The 18,014-nt window shown below is 48.7% G+C and carries 10 protein-coding genes; 3 read left to right on the forward strand and 7 right to left on the reverse strand.

From position 1 onward, the window contains the following. Positions 1–69: 69 nt before the first annotated feature. Together sov and ruvA are read right to left on the reverse strand one after the other, a co-directional pair. Positions 70–7,245, reverse strand: coding sequence for a T9SS outer membrane translocon Sov/SprA (gene sov, locus ICL07_RS10215; protein WP_343070999.1), 7,176 nt, complete (start codon positions 7,243–7,245; stop codon positions 70–72). 135 nt (positions 7,246–7,380) lie between these two features. Further along, on the reverse strand, positions 7,381–7,971 hold the full coding sequence (gene ruvA / locus ICL07_RS10220; protein ID WP_188087804.1) for a Holliday junction branch migration protein RuvA: 591 nt from the start codon (positions 7,969–7,971) through the stop codon (positions 7,381–7,383). A 193-nt stretch (positions 7,972–8,164) separates the two neighbouring features. Here ruvA and ICL07_RS10225 point away from each other — a divergent pair, with 193 nt between their 5' ends. Continuing rightward, on the forward strand, positions 8,165–9,175 hold the full coding sequence (locus tag ICL07_RS10225) for a beta-ketoacyl-ACP synthase III (RefSeq protein WP_188087805.1): 1,011 nt from the start codon (positions 8,165–8,167) through the stop codon (positions 9,173–9,175). 4 nt (positions 9,176–9,179) lie between these two features. Here ICL07_RS10225 and ICL07_RS10230 read toward each other — a convergent pair whose 3' ends face one another. From ICL07_RS10230 to ICL07_RS10250, 5 genes are all read right to left on the reverse strand, one after another. Beyond that, complete coding sequence (locus tag ICL07_RS10230) at positions 9,180–11,057, reverse strand: sensor histidine kinase (RefSeq protein ID WP_188087806.1); 1,878 nt, start codon at positions 11,055–11,057, stop codon at positions 9,180–9,182. Between the two features lie 25 nt (positions 11,058–11,082). Next, a complete protein-coding gene (locus tag ICL07_RS10235; protein ID WP_188087807.1) occupies positions 11,083–12,996 on the reverse strand; it encodes a sensor histidine kinase in 1,914 nt (637 codons plus the stop codon). A 14-nt stretch (positions 12,997–13,010) separates the two neighbouring features. After that, positions 13,011–14,918 (reverse strand): sensor histidine kinase, encoded by a 1,908-nt coding sequence (locus ICL07_RS10240; protein WP_188087808.1) that lies wholly within the window; start codon positions 14,916–14,918, stop codon positions 13,011–13,013. Positions 14,919–15,023: 105 nt separating this feature from the next. After that, positions 15,024–15,719 carry an NUDIX hydrolase gene (locus ICL07_RS10245; RefSeq protein ID WP_188087809.1) on the reverse strand — a complete coding sequence of 232 codons (696 nt, stop codon included), beginning with the start codon at positions 15,717–15,719 and terminating at the stop codon, positions 15,024–15,026. A 50-nt stretch (positions 15,720–15,769) separates the two neighbouring features. After that, positions 15,770–16,261 (reverse strand): DinB family protein, encoded by a 492-nt coding sequence (locus ICL07_RS10250; protein WP_188087810.1) that lies wholly within the window; start codon positions 16,259–16,261, stop codon positions 15,770–15,772. Between the two features lie 101 nt (positions 16,262–16,362). Between ICL07_RS10250 and ICL07_RS10255 the strand changes: the two genes are divergently transcribed. Continuing rightward, the gene (locus ICL07_RS10255) at positions 16,363–17,499 is read left to right on the forward strand and encodes a serine hydrolase domain-containing protein (protein ID WP_188087811.1); all 1,137 of its coding nucleotides are present in this window, start codon (positions 16,363–16,365) and stop codon (positions 17,497–17,499) included. 10 nt (positions 17,500–17,509) lie between these two features. After that, positions 17,510–17,980, forward strand: a complete 471-nt coding sequence (locus tag ICL07_RS10260) for a GNAT family N-acetyltransferase (protein WP_188087812.1) — start codon at positions 17,510–17,512, stop codon at positions 17,978–17,980. The last annotated feature ends 34 nt before the right edge of the window (positions 17,981–18,014 follow it).

Here is an 18,014-nt window from a genome sequence, read left to right on the forward strand (position 1 = left end):
AGAACAATTCAATAAAAAACGGCTGGTCTTCTTCAGACCAGCCGTTCTCCCAATGATATATTAAATTAACTATTGCGACAACACGAAACGGAAAGTAATACCTCCCCGGGTATTGGTAATCGGGTAAGCGGTGGAAATAACAGGAATGGTTTGCCTGCGGTCATAGAAGAAGCGCAGGTTTAACCGGTTATTCACCACATAATCGATCGACGGCGCAATGCCTACTACTTTCTGGCCACTGGTAGGAATCACCAGGTCGGCATCCAAACGGTTGTTGGCAGTCTTATCATCCCGGAAGCTCAGGTCCAGCCGGAAGTTAAGGTCATTCTGTAAACGTTTGGCGCCATTCTTACTGAGTGCGAAAGGCAGCTGCAGCCCTCTTACCCGGTATCCCGCGCCAATCACGATCTCGCTGGAACGAATCTCTGTCAGCTGATAATCGATCAGGCTAAGGCTCAGTGAGCGGCTCTTACGGAATTCTACCCTTGCATTCAGGCTATTGACAAAGGTGAGGTCCACACCCAGCAATGGTGAGAACTGCTCTGTCAGCGTCAGGTTAGGCACCAGGAAATACGGATAGTAGTTGCCGGACACGGTATCTCTGAACGCCGGATACCCTGCCAGTCTCGGATCTTCATAATACATGGAAGTATTATAGGAGTTCATGGACAAGGTACCAACATAGGCATGCGTGAGTGTAAAGTTGGTGAGGAAACTACGGAAAGGTTCCAGCTTGGTCAAACCATTATACGTAACACGCCAGTTGGGCTTCGGTATAAAGTTCTTAAACGGATTGCTCTTCACAGAATTACCCGGTCCCTGCAATAAGCCGATCCTATCAGGCGACTTGCCGGTGTAGGCAGCCAGGAAAGCCGGGATCAATACATCCTGCGCATATCGCGTATAGCCGTAAGCGTAAGTAGGATCTTTCGGATCTCCTTTTGGTACATTCGGGTCCTTGTTATACGGGTTAGCAGCTCCCAGTCGTTGTGAAATGATATTGCGGTATGCTTCAAAGTTGCGGAACGTTTCTGACACACCGTTTGCGGTATTGATCCTGCCAAACATCGTGTTAATAGCGATGTAGGTAATTTCAAAACCACCGGCGTCATACGGGCTCAGGTGCTGGAATCCAAGGTCGGCCCCGGTAGAATCCTGCAGGTTTTTATACAGTTCCGTATGTGTTTTGGTAAACGATTTGGTCATATTCAGATCGATACGCAGATCATTGAACGGCTCCAGCTGGGCCTGTGCATCCCAACGCTGGGTAAACTGTTGCTGGAACTGTATGTTCAACGAAGGATCACGTGTAATTAACCCTTTCGCAGCAAAATCATCCAACCATTTTTTGTCCGGCTGCTTACCTAATACGAAAGCAAGACCAGGCGCCATCGACTGCCAGTTCATGCCCAATACCTTGGTGCTGTCCAGGTAACCAGGCAACCGCGTACCGGCGTTTTCGTTATAGTTGAAGCCTACCCGTTTCAATGCCATCAATGGTTTCAGTATGGCTTTCACCCAAGGTGAAATTTCGTCAGAAGAGGTCTGGTTATTATTCTGTTGACTGTTTTGCTGATTATTGTTTTTGTTGTTCTGATTATTGTTGTTGGATACCGGTTTGCGCGCATTGATCTGCCGGAGGAACTTGGACTTATTATACAGCTCCACAAACTTAAACTCTGCCGTCAGTGTTTTCTGCATGCTGTTTTCGATGGCGTTACCCAGGTAAAGCGCCAGCCTGGAAGCGCCTGTCCAGTGGTATTCCGTGCTGTAGCCGAAGGCCACATTGGTCCAGCTCAGCGCCGGGAATTTGGCGGTAGGCAGTGTATACGTGAAGTTGGCGTTATGCATGTAAGTTACCGAACGGCCACCTTTGAAGAAATTGTTCCAGATGGTATCCTTCTTGGCGCCGGTGTTGATTCTTCCGGAGGGTTCATCTACACGGGCATTATTTACGGCATTAAACTCCACGTTAATACTGCGGGTCAGGTCCCACTTAAAGGTATAATAACGGTCAAAGGTGAAATACTTATCGTACGTTTCGGGCAATTGGTATTTAACATCGCCGCCTACGTTACGGATACGGGAGGCGCCAAACTGCCGGATAATATCTGCCCTGAAACTGATGATAGACGGCACATAGTTGACATTAAAATCCCGTATAAGATCCAGCCAATGCGTCTTTGTCTTCAGCAGTTTTTTAAATGGTTCAATATATCTTGGCTGACCGGAATAGTTATACCCGATACCGCCACGGTGTTTTGTGAGCAGGTCGCTCTGGATAAGCGGATTATGCCTGTTGATTTGTGAGAACGAGTAACTGATATCAAAGTTCTCAATATCCCACAGGTGCCGTTTCCCCTGCTTCAGGTTGAGTTTGCGGACGTTGGTAAAGTTCAGGCTCGTAATAGAGGTAAAGTCCTGCGCATTTTTACGGATAGAATCCCTTTCCCTCCTCGATCGTGCCAACGAGAGTTTGTCTTTCAGTTTAATATCGAGGTCATATGGATCATATTCCGGGTTGCTGGCAGATTGTGAATAACCGGCGTATACCGGGATAGACATGCTTGCCCGCTTCGGCAGCAGTTTACCCAGGTCCAGGTTGGCCGCTGCATCGTATTGCAGGAAGTTGTCGCGGAAACGTTCATTCACGCGCTGGTCTATATTCCCAAAACCGGCGGTATGCATATTACCGGATACCGAGACTGTACCCAGATCGGCCAGTTGAAAGTCTACCCTTGCCAGGGCGGCATAACCGCCTTTTTCATCGAAATCGGAGAGCCGCAGTTCATCGAACCACACTTCTGCACAACGAGGCATGCCATCATCTTTCGGATTGGCGATACCAATCATCATGGTGCGGGCATCTCCCAGGCTGGGGTTACCTACTACTGACATGAAGTTGCCGAATTCATCGGCTACCGGTGTCAGCGGATAAGGGAACAGTGGCGAACAGGAATCGCACATGTTGCGTTTCTGTTTCAGTTGGCTCAGGCGCTCCATGATCAGTTGCATGTTGTTGCCGTCGGGCCATATCTCCGTAGGTGCTTTGGCGTTCCAGTTGGTTACCTTCAGCGGAATACGGTATTCGTAGTAGTTGCTCACAAAGTCGCTACCGATACGGATCACCGCCTGTACCTGGCCATCTTTCAGTGCGGTAGCGCTACCCACGGCTTCTGCGTGCATGTACATTTCCATTTTCTTGTACTGGCGCAGGTCCATATTCAGCGTCTTATACAGGGCGCGTACTTCACCATCCTGCAGGTTACATACCTGAACGGCCAGGGACTGTTCATTCAGCTGCAGGGTAGTGTTATTGGTGCTGATTGTATTTTGTCTTACCACTCCCGGTGGCAGTACATAAGGGATAGGCGTACGGGAGGAGTTTTCTTCGATGTTTACGGCAGATGAGTTGAAGGTGGTGGTCTGGTCCAGGGGAACAGGATCGCCGGGTCTCAGCTCATACATATAGCGGCGCCATTGGCTGCGTACCAGTTCCAGTTTTGCAAAACGTACTACCACCGGATCATTGAACTCGGTGAGGAACATACGCATAAAGCGGATGGACTTAAAGTCGGGGATGTTACCCACTTTTGCGTTGAACTGGTTCAGCGGAATTTTAAACTGGTACCATGTTTCGGTTGTTTTTTGCCCGTTGGGCAGATCTACCGGTGCATCTATTTTATCCACGATGAAGTTGGAACCCACTGTCATCCCTGGTTTCAGGTCTACCCGGTATTGGAAGTATTCTTCCGTTTCATTCATGGTATTGTCCCGGTTCAGGTCTTCCGACTCGGGGATGTTGGTAGCGGCGGTAGAGAAAGTAGATTTCGGATCAGAAACCGGGGAGTTACCTTCCGGGTTGCTGTAGTTTTTATAACGTTCCAGGATGCCTGCACGGGAAGCGTCGTAATCGGCGCTGCGATAGTGTTTATAGTCATCGTTGGACGGGTCTTTGATAGCCTGCTGATACACCGGGGAACCGGCGAAGTTCATGGCCATGGTATCCATGTAGGACTTGTAGAAACCCGCTTCATCAGAAGATTTCAGACCATCATATCCCACGTCCTGATAAGACCGGATGTTGGGATCGTTGTCGAAGGCCTGTGTAATCTGTTGCTGGAATTTAGGTTGACGGCCCCATTTGGAGGAATCGATTTTATTCGGGTCCTGGCGGGGATCGGGCATACCGTTTTCAAAGAATTTCTTGGAGTCTTTGAGGATGTCTTCAGACACGTTACCCAGGTTGAAATAGAGGGAACCTCCGCTGGTGCCCGGCGTTTTGATAAAAGGGTCCTGGATCCAGAACTCGATATATTCGATATTGGCTGTTTCAAAGTCGCTGTTATCGATAGCCCGCATGATACCGCCCCATCTTGTTTTCGGGCGCACCAGTTTACCGTCGCGGTCCATTGCAGTGGGACTGCTGGTGAAGTTGTACGGGCCTCTTTCTGTTGGATAGTAGGCCAGATCGAGGGTACTCAGCTGGCTTTGTCCAAAGTCGGTAGACCGGTTACGGAATACTTCTTTCTGATACACCAGCCTAACACGGGGATCGGACTGGTCATCTACAGAAATACCAGGAGGCAGGTTGGGTGACTTCGGCAGCTGCAGGGTAGGTTCCAGGATATACCAGGCCAGTTTCGCCCTGTTTTTACCGTATTCCAGCACATTACTCATCTCTGCTTCAGGGAACAACACCGTACCCGAGGCGTTGGTAGCGCCTTTCGGCGTAGAGGCCAGCGCCCAGCTGGTAGCGGGGAACTTCAGGTCGTAACCGCTTTTCACCCCTTCAAAGTCATCGATATAAGCGGTTCCCTGTTTGCTGCCGGCCTGGTTAATCAGTTTACTGTGACCGGGGAAGAGGCGGGCTACCTCACCGGTGAACAGGATGCTGGAAGGTGCGGTGGTGCTGTAGTTGGGCAGTTTATCCAGGAAACGGGTCAGGCCTTTCCATTCGGAGGCGTAGTTTACGTCGAGGCCTACCATCGTGTTTTTGATAGGGTCTTCGCCGTAGTTGACCTTCTGGTAATAAGGCCGTTCGCTCATACGAACGATAGTACCGCCGATGCTGAGTTTATCGTTGACCAGGTAGTCCAGGCGGGTACCGAAATAGTTGCGTACCTGCTGGCCGAACAAGGCATTGTTTTCAAATTGTACGTTGATCGGCACGCCGGAGTTGAGTACCCCGCCGTTGATGATTTTGAGTCGACCGAGGTTGTAATCGATGATATAGTCCACGTTTTCCCGCAGGAGCTGACCACCGGCGGTCACTGTCACCGAGCCTGGCGGAATGGTGATACCGCCGCCCAGGTTAATTTCTGAGGAGTTAGCCGATTTATAGGAACCGCGGATTACATAGCGGTTCAGTTGCGGGAACTGCTGCGCCACCACCTTGATGGAGTCGTACAGTACGCGGTACATGTATTGTTTTTCCAGGGTACCATCTCCGCCAAAGGCTTTCTTCAGGCCGTTGGCAAAAGGTTCCAGCATGGGGAACATAATTTTGCCATTCAGGGAATTGATCGTATATCCTTCCACGTAGTCGAAAACACCGTCCGGCTGGGGGTCCAGCTGGTTGTTGAGACGATCGAGGTTCAGGATGGTAATGATCGGAGCGCCGGCATAATCGCCTTTTGCATCGGGGAGATAACGTTTATCGCTGGGTGGTCTGCCTTCCGCACCGGGGTCTTTATAAAAGACGTCCATTTTAAAGTCCTCTTTGTTTACCTGGAAGGCACCGGTAGCATAGATGTTTTTCATCATCAGCTGCCAGATGGGCAAGGTAGGACGGGCAGAAGTAGCCTTCAATAATTTCAGGAACAGCACGGGTGAGTTGGCGCTGTTGTTTTGGTCCGGTGGTACATCCTGTGAGAATTCACCCACCTGATAAGTACGGCCGTTGTAGGTATACTGGTAAGCCACACCCAGTACTTCATCCGGCTGTAATTGTTGATTAAGGGAGATGAAGCCCAGTTGTTTGTTGACCGTATACTCCGTGGAGTCCAGTTTTCGGGCGAATGTTTTTTCAAATTCCGATACTGGTTTAAGCCCCAATGCCAGCAAGCGGCTAACGACGATGCTGGTATTACGGGCTGCCGGATCGCTGATCAGGCTTTGATACAGGTTGTTGGTAGCCCTATCCGGCAGATGGGAAGTGGTGTTCACCCTGATCTGATCGTTGTAGGGTTTATATTCGCCAATGTCCATCAAACCAACGATATCGCGGGTTTGGGTGGTGGCTCCCGTTTTGTTGGTCACCCACACCTCTATCCTGGTAATATTGGTCAGGGAGCGGATGATGGGGAGGTTGGACATCGCGTAGTTAAAGGTATCGCGGAAGAACTGTGCCAGCAGGAAGTGGCGGTTATCTTCATACTCATCGGCGCGGATGTTATAATCCTGCACCATGGTACCGCCTTTGAGCATGAGGTTTTGTTTCTGCGATTTTTGGTTAGACAGTACGCTGGTTACCGTCAGGCGGCCAAACTGCAGTTGTGTTTTCACCCCGAAGAGCGATTGAATACCGGATATCAGGGAGCTACGCAGGGGGAAACTCACGTTACCGGCTTCTATTTTCTTGATAATTTCATCGTTATAGCCGGTATATTCCAGTTTCACCTGGTTTTCAAAATCGAAGGTGGACTGGGTGTTGTAGTTGGTAATGAGTTTTAGTTTGTTACCGATACGGCCTGTCACGTTCATGTTGATACCCATGTCGAAGTTGAAGCCGCCGTTTTTACGGGCTTGTTCCACCAGAACGGGGTTTTTGATATTCTGGCCCTGGTACCCGAAGGTGAGGTCCAGGCTACCCTGGGGGCGGATATCCACCTGGCTGCCGCCGAAGATGCGGTCAAACAGGTTATTACCGTTATATAGTTGCGGGCCGTTACCGCGTTGGTTAAGATTTCCGAGAGCGCTGGCTCTTTTCTGCCAATAGTTTTTTTCACTTTGGGCAGATTGGAGTCTGAAGTACTCATCGAAATTCATGTAAGTCGGGTTACGGTAGTATTGATTACCGATTTTCTCGGTAACCGTATACTGTTTGGTAACGGGATCGTATTCTACTGTTTTGTTGATGTTAGCCGGGTCGTTCAGGTCAATAGCGTTCCTGGACGCCGGATCCGATATACTGGGGCCGCGCCTGTCCTTTAGGGGGTATTTCAAGGTATCTTTCTTCCCGGTAGTATCGATTTTGGTATTACCAGTAATTGTGGTGTCCGACTTCCAACTCGTCCTGCTCACAAATTTTAAATTCCCGGATCGTTCCCTTGCGGCGGTGTCAACAATGATAAAAGATACAATTCCTATTACTGCAAAAGCACCATAATAAGTCTTTCTTGCCAAGAAAAATAGGTTTTTATAGAGGTCTTTATATAATTATAAACTTTTCAGTGCTTTTTTGATCAGCTCTTCCAAGTTTTGCAATAGTGGCTCGTTTTTCATAACTCTCTGGATTGCTGCATCAGCCATGTTCCGGGCTATACCAAGAGTTACCAGAGCATTTAACGCATCTTCATGGATTGTATTGTTTACGGGTGCAGATAATTGTAATCCGATAGTATCCTTTTGTTTCTTTATCTTGTCTTTGAGTTCCAGAATAATTCTTTTGGCTGTTTTGGCGCCCACGCCTTTTACACTTTCCAGCATTTTTTCATTTTCCATCATAATGGCCCGCTGGATATCTTCCGGTTGAAGAGAAGATAACATCATTCTGGCCGTTCCGGCCCCTACTCCTGATACGCTGATCAACAACAGAAACAGGTTTTTTTCCGCCTCTTCAAAAAATCCGTACAGCGTATGTGCATCCTCTTTGATCTGCAGGAAGGTTAACAATTTGCAGCTGTCCAGGCCCTGTATCCTCGAATAGGTATTCAGACTGATCTGAACTTCATACCCAATTCCGTGCACATCCATATGAACAAAAGCCGGTGACTTATAAGCCAATTTTCCATCCAAATAAGCGATCATAGAAGGTAAAGGTTCGATAATTTACTTTAAACTTACGAAAAATAGGGAATAATTCACCCCTCTGTTAATAAGGGCAAAGATGCTAACTTTTAACGGATTGACAATCCTTTAACGGGTTCATATTCGACTTTTTTAGGAAATATTCGTTTATATCGTATTTTTACGCCTCGATTTAAACACATATTTAGTTTATATGAATAAAATAACGGCCGCTATTACAGCGGTGGGCGGATATGTTCCTGACTACGTGCTGACCAACCAGGAACTGGAAAAACTGGTAGATACAACAGACGAGTGGATCCTGACCAGAACCGGTATTTCTGAAAGAAGGATTCTTAAAGGAGAAGGAAAAGGCACTTCTGACTTATGTGTACCTATCGCCCTCGAGATCTGCAAAAAAAGAGGTATTACTCCTGAAGACATCGACCTGCTGATTGTTGCCACTGTAACCCCCGACATGACTTTCCCCGCCACAGCCAATGTTGTAACAGATAAAATCGGTGCTAAAAATGCATTCGGTTTCGATATCAGTGCAGCCTGCTCCGGTTTTCTGTATGCACTGGATACCGGCGCCCGCTTCATTGAAAGTGGCCGTTATCAGAAAGTAATGGTCATTGGGGCCGACAAAATGAGCGCTATTATCGACTATACAGACAGAACTACCTGCATCATCTTCGGTGATGGCGGTGGCGGCGTACTGCTGGAACCCAATACCGAAGGGTATGGCCTTATCGACAGTGTGCTGAAAAGCGATGGCCATGGCCGTGAGTACCTGCATATGAAAGCCGGTGGCTCCGTGAAACCAGCCACCCTGGAAACCGTACAAAACCGCGAACATTTTGTATACCAGGAAGGTAAAATGGTGTTTAAATACGCTGTTTCCAACATGTCTGACGCGGCTAACACAGTACTGCAGCGTAACAACCTGAATGCGGACAATATCGCATGGATGGTGCCTCACCAGGCCAACAAACGTATCATCGCAGCCACTTCCCAGTATATTAACCTGCCGGAAGAAAAGGTAATGATGAACATCCACCGCTATGGTAACACCACTGCGGGTACTATTCCTTTATGCCTGTGGGACTACGAAAAACAGCTGAAGAAAGGGGATAACCTGATCATGTGTGCTTTTGGTGGTGGTTTCACCTGGGGTGCCAGCTACATTAAATGGGCTTACGACGGCGAAAAATACGGTAAGTAATTTTTCACGGTAAAATATATCCGAAGGCCAGGTACGATTGTTCCTGGCCTTCTGTTATGATATGCCCCTGCATCATCTTCATCAGGTCCCGGCTGATCACCAGTCCCAAAGCCAGTTCATTATCCTGCCAGTTTTCCAGTCCCGACAGCACAAAACGGGCATCATCCCCTGTTTTTACCCGTATACGCACTTCCATTTGCCCGGCGATCAGCTCTGTGGCAATTTCCAGCATACTCTCCGGCACGGCCACTGCTATGGCTATCTGTAACAGCTGTATATTCACCAGTTTCAACATTTCCTCATCAGCGGCAACGGTCAGCCCCTGCGGAATATAATTTTTCACCAGGATACTTTTCTTTTCCAGCTGCGCCTCCAGCGGCCCCAGGGCACTCTTCACCGCTGCCAGCAGGTTACAGCGCACCGGCTGATAATGATACCCCGATAATTGCAGCCGCAACCATTTGAGTATATTGTCAAAAACCACCAGCACCTGGCCGGAAGTGGTACTGATATGTTTTAACCATACCACCATCTCGGCCTTGGACAAAGTACCCGATTGGAACCGGGCGGCCACCTCCGTCAGATGTACCAGCGGTCCCCTGAAATCCCGCGCCAGTATACTAATCAGTTTATTCTTAAAAGCATCCGTTTCCGTGAGGGCCAGGTGCAGCTCCGACATCTCCCGGTATCCTTTTAACAAAGCCTCATCCTGCTGCTTCAACCGCTGGTAATGCCAGTATCGCTCAGCAACCAATGCCAACACTAACACCAGTACAATCAACAGGCATACTACCAGTAAGTGGTGATTTTCCGCCTCCGCCAGTTCGGCCACCAATACCTGCTGCCGGTGCCGGTTTTGACGCGCCAGGTCGGATACCGCCCTCTCTTTCAGGAAAAATCCTATGTAATCAAATGAATGCGCATTGGGCTGGTACCGTTTTTCTGCGGCCAGCCGCATGATTTCACGGCCATACTGTACCATCCGCGCAGCGTCTTTCTGCTGCTGATAATAATCGTATAGGCGTGCCAGCCAATAAAGATTCAATTCAATGCTACCGGTTTGCACTCCTAACTGATAAGCCTTTTCCTGGTAACGGGCCGTATCCGGATGATATCCCATGCGGGGAAAGTCGTCCAGCCGGGCATACATGTCCATCGCCACATAGGGCATACCACTACGCAACGCTTTATCTGCCAACAGGTAAAGGGTTTCCTCCGCTTTGCGCCCCTCCCCTCTTTTTACTAAATCATTCAGTGAATAAGCATCCACATAAAAACTGATTTTGGAACGGGGATATTTGGCAATCACCTGCCGCGCCCGCTGCAGTGCCCAGTGCACCGAATCGGCGTGGGTACTGTCCCGGTAAAAACGCATCACATAATTCACCAACAGGATACCATATACGGAATCATTATCCGGCGGTAGCCGGCTGGCCATTTTAAATGCCCGGTAGAAGTAGTTGTTGGCATCTTGTTTACGGCCCATGTTACGGTAATACACGTAAATATTACTCAGTGTCTTGGCCATACGGGCAGAATCCCTCAGTTGTTCATGTATTTTGAGCGCCTTATAGGCATAAATACCTGCTACACCGAAATCTGTCTTTATCGCATAATTCCAGCTCAACAGGTCATTGGCATCCGCCTGACCGCTGATATCGTGCAGCCGGACGGCCATATCGCGTACTTTGATGGCATACACAAAACTGCTGTCAATGTCTATCACTGCGTACAACGCTGCTATTTTCCCCAGCACGTTCAGATAGCCGGCGCTGTCGCGCTGCCGTAGCAAATCCCGTTGCAGCTCCGGCAACTGTGGCGTTTGCGCCATTAGCTGCCAACACAGCAAACATCCTAAAATAGTGATATAACACTGACGCATATACGCAAAATGGATACCTACCACGTTAAATCGTGTACTCCATCAGGAGAAACCCATTGGCTTGTTCTTCCACCACAAGGCCTCCCTTCATCTTATGCATAAAGTCCCGGCTGATAATAATGCCTAACGCAAAAATATTATGCTCTTTATCCTGCAATTCATCCAGCCACTTACGGGTAGCAGCACCGCCATCTACCATAAACCGCACCGTTACCTTTCCCTTTTCTGTATAAGAAGAAATCAACAGTAAGGTACCCGGCCGTGCCGTGCTCACCGCTACCTGCAACAATTGTACATTCACCAGCCGCAAAATTTCCATATCAGCGATAATGGTCATGCGGGAAGCAATCCGGTTAACAATCGTGAGCTGTTTATCCTGTATTTCCGCCTGCAACGGCTCCAATGCGGTTGCTATGACGGGCAGCAACTCACAGGTAACCGGCTGATAAACGAACCCCGATAACTGCCACCTCAACCACTTCAGGATGTTATTAAAAGCATCCAGCGTTTTCCGGGATGCGTTGCCTATCTGTTTTAACAAACTGATTACTTCCGGCTGGCTCAATGCACCCGTTTTCAGTTGATCCGCCACGGCAATAATATGGTGCAGTGGCGTCCTGAAATCCGTGGCCAGCATACTGATCAAGCTGTTTTTAAAAAGGTCGTTTTCTGTAAGGGCTGCATTGTTTTTGGCTAGTTGCACATAACTGAGTGCCAATGCGTTTTCCTGTTGTTTCCAGCGGCGATAATGCAGATACCGGCTGGTAAACAACACGATCAGCAGGAATATGATAATTAGTAATCCTTCCACAATCAACCTGCGGTTCTTTTTCTCTGCCAGCTCTCTTTCCAGCTCCAGTTGCTGCGTCCGGGTGGACAATGATAATGTCCGTAATGCTTTTTCCTTTAAAAAAAAATCAATATAGGCAGCCTCCTGGGATACGCCCAGGTTGGTATGATAACGGTCCTTTGCCGCCAACTGCATGATTTCATTACCGTAATATACTACCTTCTCCGGCTGCTGTTGGCTGCGGTAATAATCGTATAGCCGTCCAAGCCAGTACAGGTTCTGTTCCATACTGGTCGACTGCCGCGCTACTTCATAGGCCTGTTCCTGGTAGCGGGTAGAATCGGCAAAATAACCAAGGCGCTGAAAATCGTACAGCCGTCCGTACATATCCATAGCCACATAAGGCATCCCTTTCTGCCGGGCCAGGTCAGCCAGGTGATAGATCCTTTCTTCCGCTTCTTTTCCTCTACCGGCTTGTACCATTAAATCAGCATCAAAAGCGGCCACATAAAAAGCGGCCCGGCTATCAGGATATTTTTTCAGGATAGTGGCCGCCTTCCGTAAAACCAGCCGCACCGAGTCTATCTTACTGCTGTCATCAAAAAAACGCCAGGCATAGTTCACCAGCATGGTAGCTGCCATAGAATCTTTATCTGCAGGCAGCCGGTTGGCCAGGTGAAAAGCCCGGTAGAAATAGTTATTGGCTTCCTCCGGATGACCGGAGTTTTTATAACAACCGTAAATGATATTCAGCGACCGCACCATCTGTGCAGAGTCGCCCATTTGTTCATTGAGCAATAAGGCTTTGTAGGCGTACTGTATACCTACATTATAATCCGTTTTGGCGGTATAATACCAGCCCAGCATATTATTGGCATCCGCCAAGCCTTTCATATCCTTTTGCCGGATGGCAATTTCCAGCACCTGGCGGGCATAATAAAAGGAACTGTCGAGGTGGATACTGGCATATAAGGCACCAATTTTACCCAATACCGCTGCATATCCCGCACTGTCACGCTGCGCTTGCAGCTCCCGCTGCAAACGTGGCAATATAGGCGCCTGACCGCTGCTTTTCAGCACCGGCAGTACCCAGCCGCTCACAATGAGCAACACCACTATCCAACGCTCACGTACAAACGATTTTCTCATACCTCCTGTATCCGTTATATGTTGATTTCCGGCACCTTGTAAAAAAAGGTGCTTCCACCATCTTCATTATTGACCGCCCCTGCTTCTCCATTCATTTTATCAATAAAGTCACGGCAAATGATCAACGCCAGCCCGGCTCCCTTACCCGTCCGTTTCCGGGCATAGTTTTCACTGTCATAGGTAAACAGCCCCGGTAGTACGGCCGGATCAACACCTGGTCCCTGGTCCCGGAAAAAGACCTCCACGTATCCATTTTTACGTATAGCTGTTATTGTTATCACGCCATTCTCCGGAGAAAACTTAATGGCGTTATGCAGGAAATTACGATGGATAAACTGCAGCATCTCAAAATCCCCCTGTACCATCAGTCCTTCCGGGATATGCAGCTCCAGCCGGATATGTTTTTCCCGCAGCAGATGCTGCACATTACGGGCCGACATTTCCAGCATATCCGTCAGCACAAAAGAATGTGGCCGGTATACAAAGCCGGATAATTGTGTTCTCATCCAGCTGAGTATTTCTTCAAAAACAGTGAGTGTAGCGGTGGCAGTTTGTTCTACTTCCATTACCATACCGGCGGCATCTTCAGGAGTGAGAATATCTTCATTTACAAAACCGGTGATATCGATGATGTTATAGAGGGGAGTCCTGAAATCATGCGCAATCAGGGAGATCAGTTTGTTTTTAAAATCATCATTCTTTTTCAGCACCTCATTGGCGGCGGCGATTTCGGTTTTCACGCGGGCCAGGCGCTGGGAGCGCAGGCGGGAAGAGCGGTATGAACGAATCAGGAACCAGGTAAGTACTGCCAGCAGCACGATAATAGCCACCACAAAAATGGCCAGATATTGCCAGTAGCGCTGTGCCAGCCTGGTCTTTTGCAGGGCGGCCTGTTGCTGGTCCGACTGCATCTTCAGGGAGTCCAGTGTCTGGTCCTGCAGCGAATAGGCGATATAATCCATTTCGCCCTGTTGCATGTCATCCTGCTGCTGTTGCATGATATTCAATGCAATACGGCTGTACCTGGCAGCCTGCAGGGTATCTTTATGCTGTTGAAAATAGTCATACAACTGCGTTACCTGTGGCAGCAATAACCCGATATACCCGCCGGTAACGGCATGTGCCACCGCGTCCTGCAAATAGACCAGTGAATCAGGTTCATGGAGATAACTTTTATATTCCCACATTTCCAGCAGGCCGCGCATAGCATAATAATCAAATCCATCAGCCATCGCCGTATCAATCACCTGCCGCACCTTTGCTTTGGCGGCCTCATACCTTTTCTCTTCATTATGCACATTGGCCTGTAACAGCCAGATGTACAACAGCTCCCGGGTATCGCGGTATCGTTCTGCCAGCACAATAGCCTCATCTAAAGCCCGATTGGCAGCAGCTTTCGTACTGCTGTCGGTATAGTTGATCGCGTAAAAGTTGCCTAGTCCGAGCGCATGCAGCGAATCTTCTTTCAGCTCCCGGGTCAGTTTCAGTGACTGTGCCATATACTCATTGGCGGAAGCCAGTTTACCGGTGAAATAGTGGTAAATCCCGATATTCATCAGCACCTGGGACACATTCACAGAATCGCCGGCTTTACGGCTTTCTTCCAGGGCATCATTATAAAAAAGATAAGAAAGGTAACGATGAGGGCGGAGGGCATAATAATTACCGAGGTTACGCAAAGCGCGGGCTTTGCCGGAAGGGTATTCAATACGGATAGCCATATCCCTCGCTAAAGATGCATAACGTCCACAGCTATCCAGCTGGCAGGCCTGGTATAAAGCCGCCAGTCGGTTCAAGGCATCTACATAAGTTACGCTGTCACTAATATGCGGCAGTTGCGATTTAATCCTGCCGATCTCTCTGTGCTGCCCCTGCAGCACAGTCGGGAAAACAAACAACAACCAGCACATATGCAACAGCATATATCGTCTGAGGATTATCATAATTCTACCGGAAAAATAAAACTAATACAGTGAACCCGGTGCTGTAGGCTTCTGTTCATTTTGTTCATTTTCGTTCGGCGCTGCTTATATCTCAAACACCAGGCCTTTACGCATCAGTGCTTCATAACGGGCGGGATCAAAACGGTACAGATGCGCTCCTTTCTTGGATGAGGTCTTGTCTTTTTCTTCCAGCTTCTCCATCACATCCAGTGACAAGATCTTTTTTCTGAAGTTACGCTTATCGAGTGTTTTTTGGTATATCTCTTCGTATAGGCTCCGAAGTTGTGACAGGGTGAATTTCTCCGGCAGCAGTTCAAACCCGATGGGATGGAAATGTGCATTGTTGCGCAATTGCACCAACGCATCGTCGATCATACGGTTATGGTCAAATATCAACGCAGGTATTTCGTGCAGTTCCAGCCAGTGGGCGCCATGTTCCTGGGCCAGCGGACGGTCGTGGTCTTTAATGCGGATCAGGGCATAATAGGCCACTGATATTACCCGCGCCCCGGTATCCCGGTTCACTTCACCATAACAATGCAGCTGATCCATATAAATGTTTTCCAACCCGGTAGTATGCTTGAGTACCCGGGCTGCCGCGTCGTTGGTGCTTTCTTCTGCCTGCACAAAGCCACCTACAAGCGACCATTCACCTTCCATAGGCGCCACTTTACGTTTCATCACCAATAACTTCAGTTTGCCTTCGTCGAAACCAAAGATGATACAATCTACTGCCACCAGGTGTTTCGGGGCTTGGGCATAAAAAGAAGCAGCATTCATAAAACGGAATTTTTTTCCTGCGTATATGGAGTAAAAATAATATAAATCGCCTACTTTTTAGGCTTAAAACGATGGTAATCGGTAGCAGGAATACGGGAAATCCCCAGCTGACGCAACATATGCACCAGTTGTCCCCTGTGAAACGTACTGTGGTTGCAGGAATCAATGATCACATCCTGTACGGGCAACTTCACCTGCTCACCTTTGCGGGGCGTAAAAGCGATGGTATGGTTCAATCTGGCTTCGGTAGCCTGTTTTACCCATTCCTGCAACAGGAGGGACTGCCGCAGCCAGGCCTGGCAAGCCTCCGCAAAAGTACCGTTAAAAGCCGCGGTAGGATCTACAGGCTGCTCTGTCAGCTGCAAACGCTGATACCAGATACTCTCCCGGTACCACAAATGACAAACCGTCTTAAACAAGGAAGGAAAACTACCACCCAGGTCCTGCACGACCTGCTCTTCATTCAGCTTCAACATGACCGCCACCAGCTGCTGATTGGCCCAGTGGTTATACGATGCGAACCGCACCAGGATTTCTTTCATGGACAAAATGTTAATTAACCAAATCCTAATGATTCTACAACAAATTACAATAATGTTTGTCAATTTACTTGCGATCTTTGCCATCCCTAACCTGAAATATCATGGATTCGCTCAATTACCTCTGGCGTTGTATAGGGTGGAACATCCCTAAAATAGACGATTATAAGCGCTTTACCAATGCCCTGGTTGCCAAAGGCAACACCATCTTCCCCCTGGAACAGGCCCCGGAAAAAATGCCGCCGCCCGCTGTTTCCTGGAATTACAAAGGTCAACCCCGGCAAGGCCCGCTCCCCGATCTGCTGGCTAATACCGGCACTACGGCCTGTATCATACTGCAACAGGGACAAATCCGCTATGAACAATACTTCAACGGCTACCAGCGGGATTCCATCAATACATCCTTTTCTGTGGCCAAATCCATGACCTCCGCCCTCATCGGTATTGCCATCGCGGAAGGCGCTATTCATTCGGTAGAAGATCCGGTAGCCCGTTACCTGCCGGCTTTTGATAAAAAAGGACAGGACCAGGTCACCATCGCCCACCTGCTGCAAATGTGCTCCGGGCTGGCATACCGGGAAGGCGTATTGCCCTGGACGGACGATGCCCGTGTATATTACGGCCTGCGCCTGCGCGACCAGGCACTGAAAGCTAACTTGATAGAAACACCGGGAACTGTATACCACTACAACAACTACAACCTGCTGTTGTTAGGTTTGATCCTGGAAAAAACCACCAGCCAACCCGTACCGGCCTATTTCAGCGAAAAAATATGGCAACCCATGGGCGCTGAAGCCGATGCCTCCTGGAGTGTGGACAGCCGGCATTCCGGTTTTGCGAAAATGGAAAGCGGGTTCAACGCACTGGCCATCGACTTTGCCCGGTTCGGACAACTGTGCCTGCAAAACGGCGCACTAAACGGCCATTCCATTATTCCGGCCGATTGGATGCACACCGCTACCAGTGCGCCCACCCATAAGGCAGACACTAAAACCTATCTCTCGCGGATGGTACCACCCTTGTGTAAATGGGCAGGTAGTCCGCATGGTTATTACAAATATGGCTGGTGGGGATACCAAACAGATGCCCATAATTTTGATTATTTTGCATTAGGCGCCAAAGGCCAGTTCATCTACATATCTCCCCGGAAACAGGCTGTCATTGTACGTTTTGGCAAACAATGGGGAGCGATAGACTGGTGGCCTGAGCTGTTGAAACAGCTGGCCGATTCACTCGCATAAATCAGCAAACATGGAAGATATAACGTTAAGGCTTGCACGAAAAGAAGATTGTCCCCGGTTGATGGAACTGATCCGGGAACTGGCGGAATTTGAAAAAGCACCCGAACAAGTGACCGTCAGCCTGGCTCATTTTGAAGAAGCCGGTTTCGGTCCCAACCCGGTATGGAAGGCTTTTGTAGCGGCTACACACGATGCTGCCGGTAAAGAATTCATCATTGGATTCGGACTGTATTATGTTCGCTATTCTACCTGGAAAGGTTGCCGTATGTATATGGAAGACCTGATTGTTACTGAACAGTGGCGCGGCAAAGGCGTAGGCAAACAATTACTCGACCGTCTCATCGAAGAAGCGAAGGAAAAACAATACAGTGGCGTACTCTGGCAGGTACTGGATTGGAACACGCCCGCCATCAATTTCTACAAAAAATACGAGGCGAAATTTGATCCGGAATGGATTAACGTGAGTGTGGAGTTATCATAAATCTCCCGCTTATAATATTTGCACGATGTATGTC

Source organism: Chitinophaga qingshengii, from assembly GCF_014529935.1.
GTDB classification, from domain to species: domain Bacteria; phylum Bacteroidota; class Bacteroidia; order Chitinophagales; family Chitinophagaceae; genus Chitinophaga; species Chitinophaga qingshengii.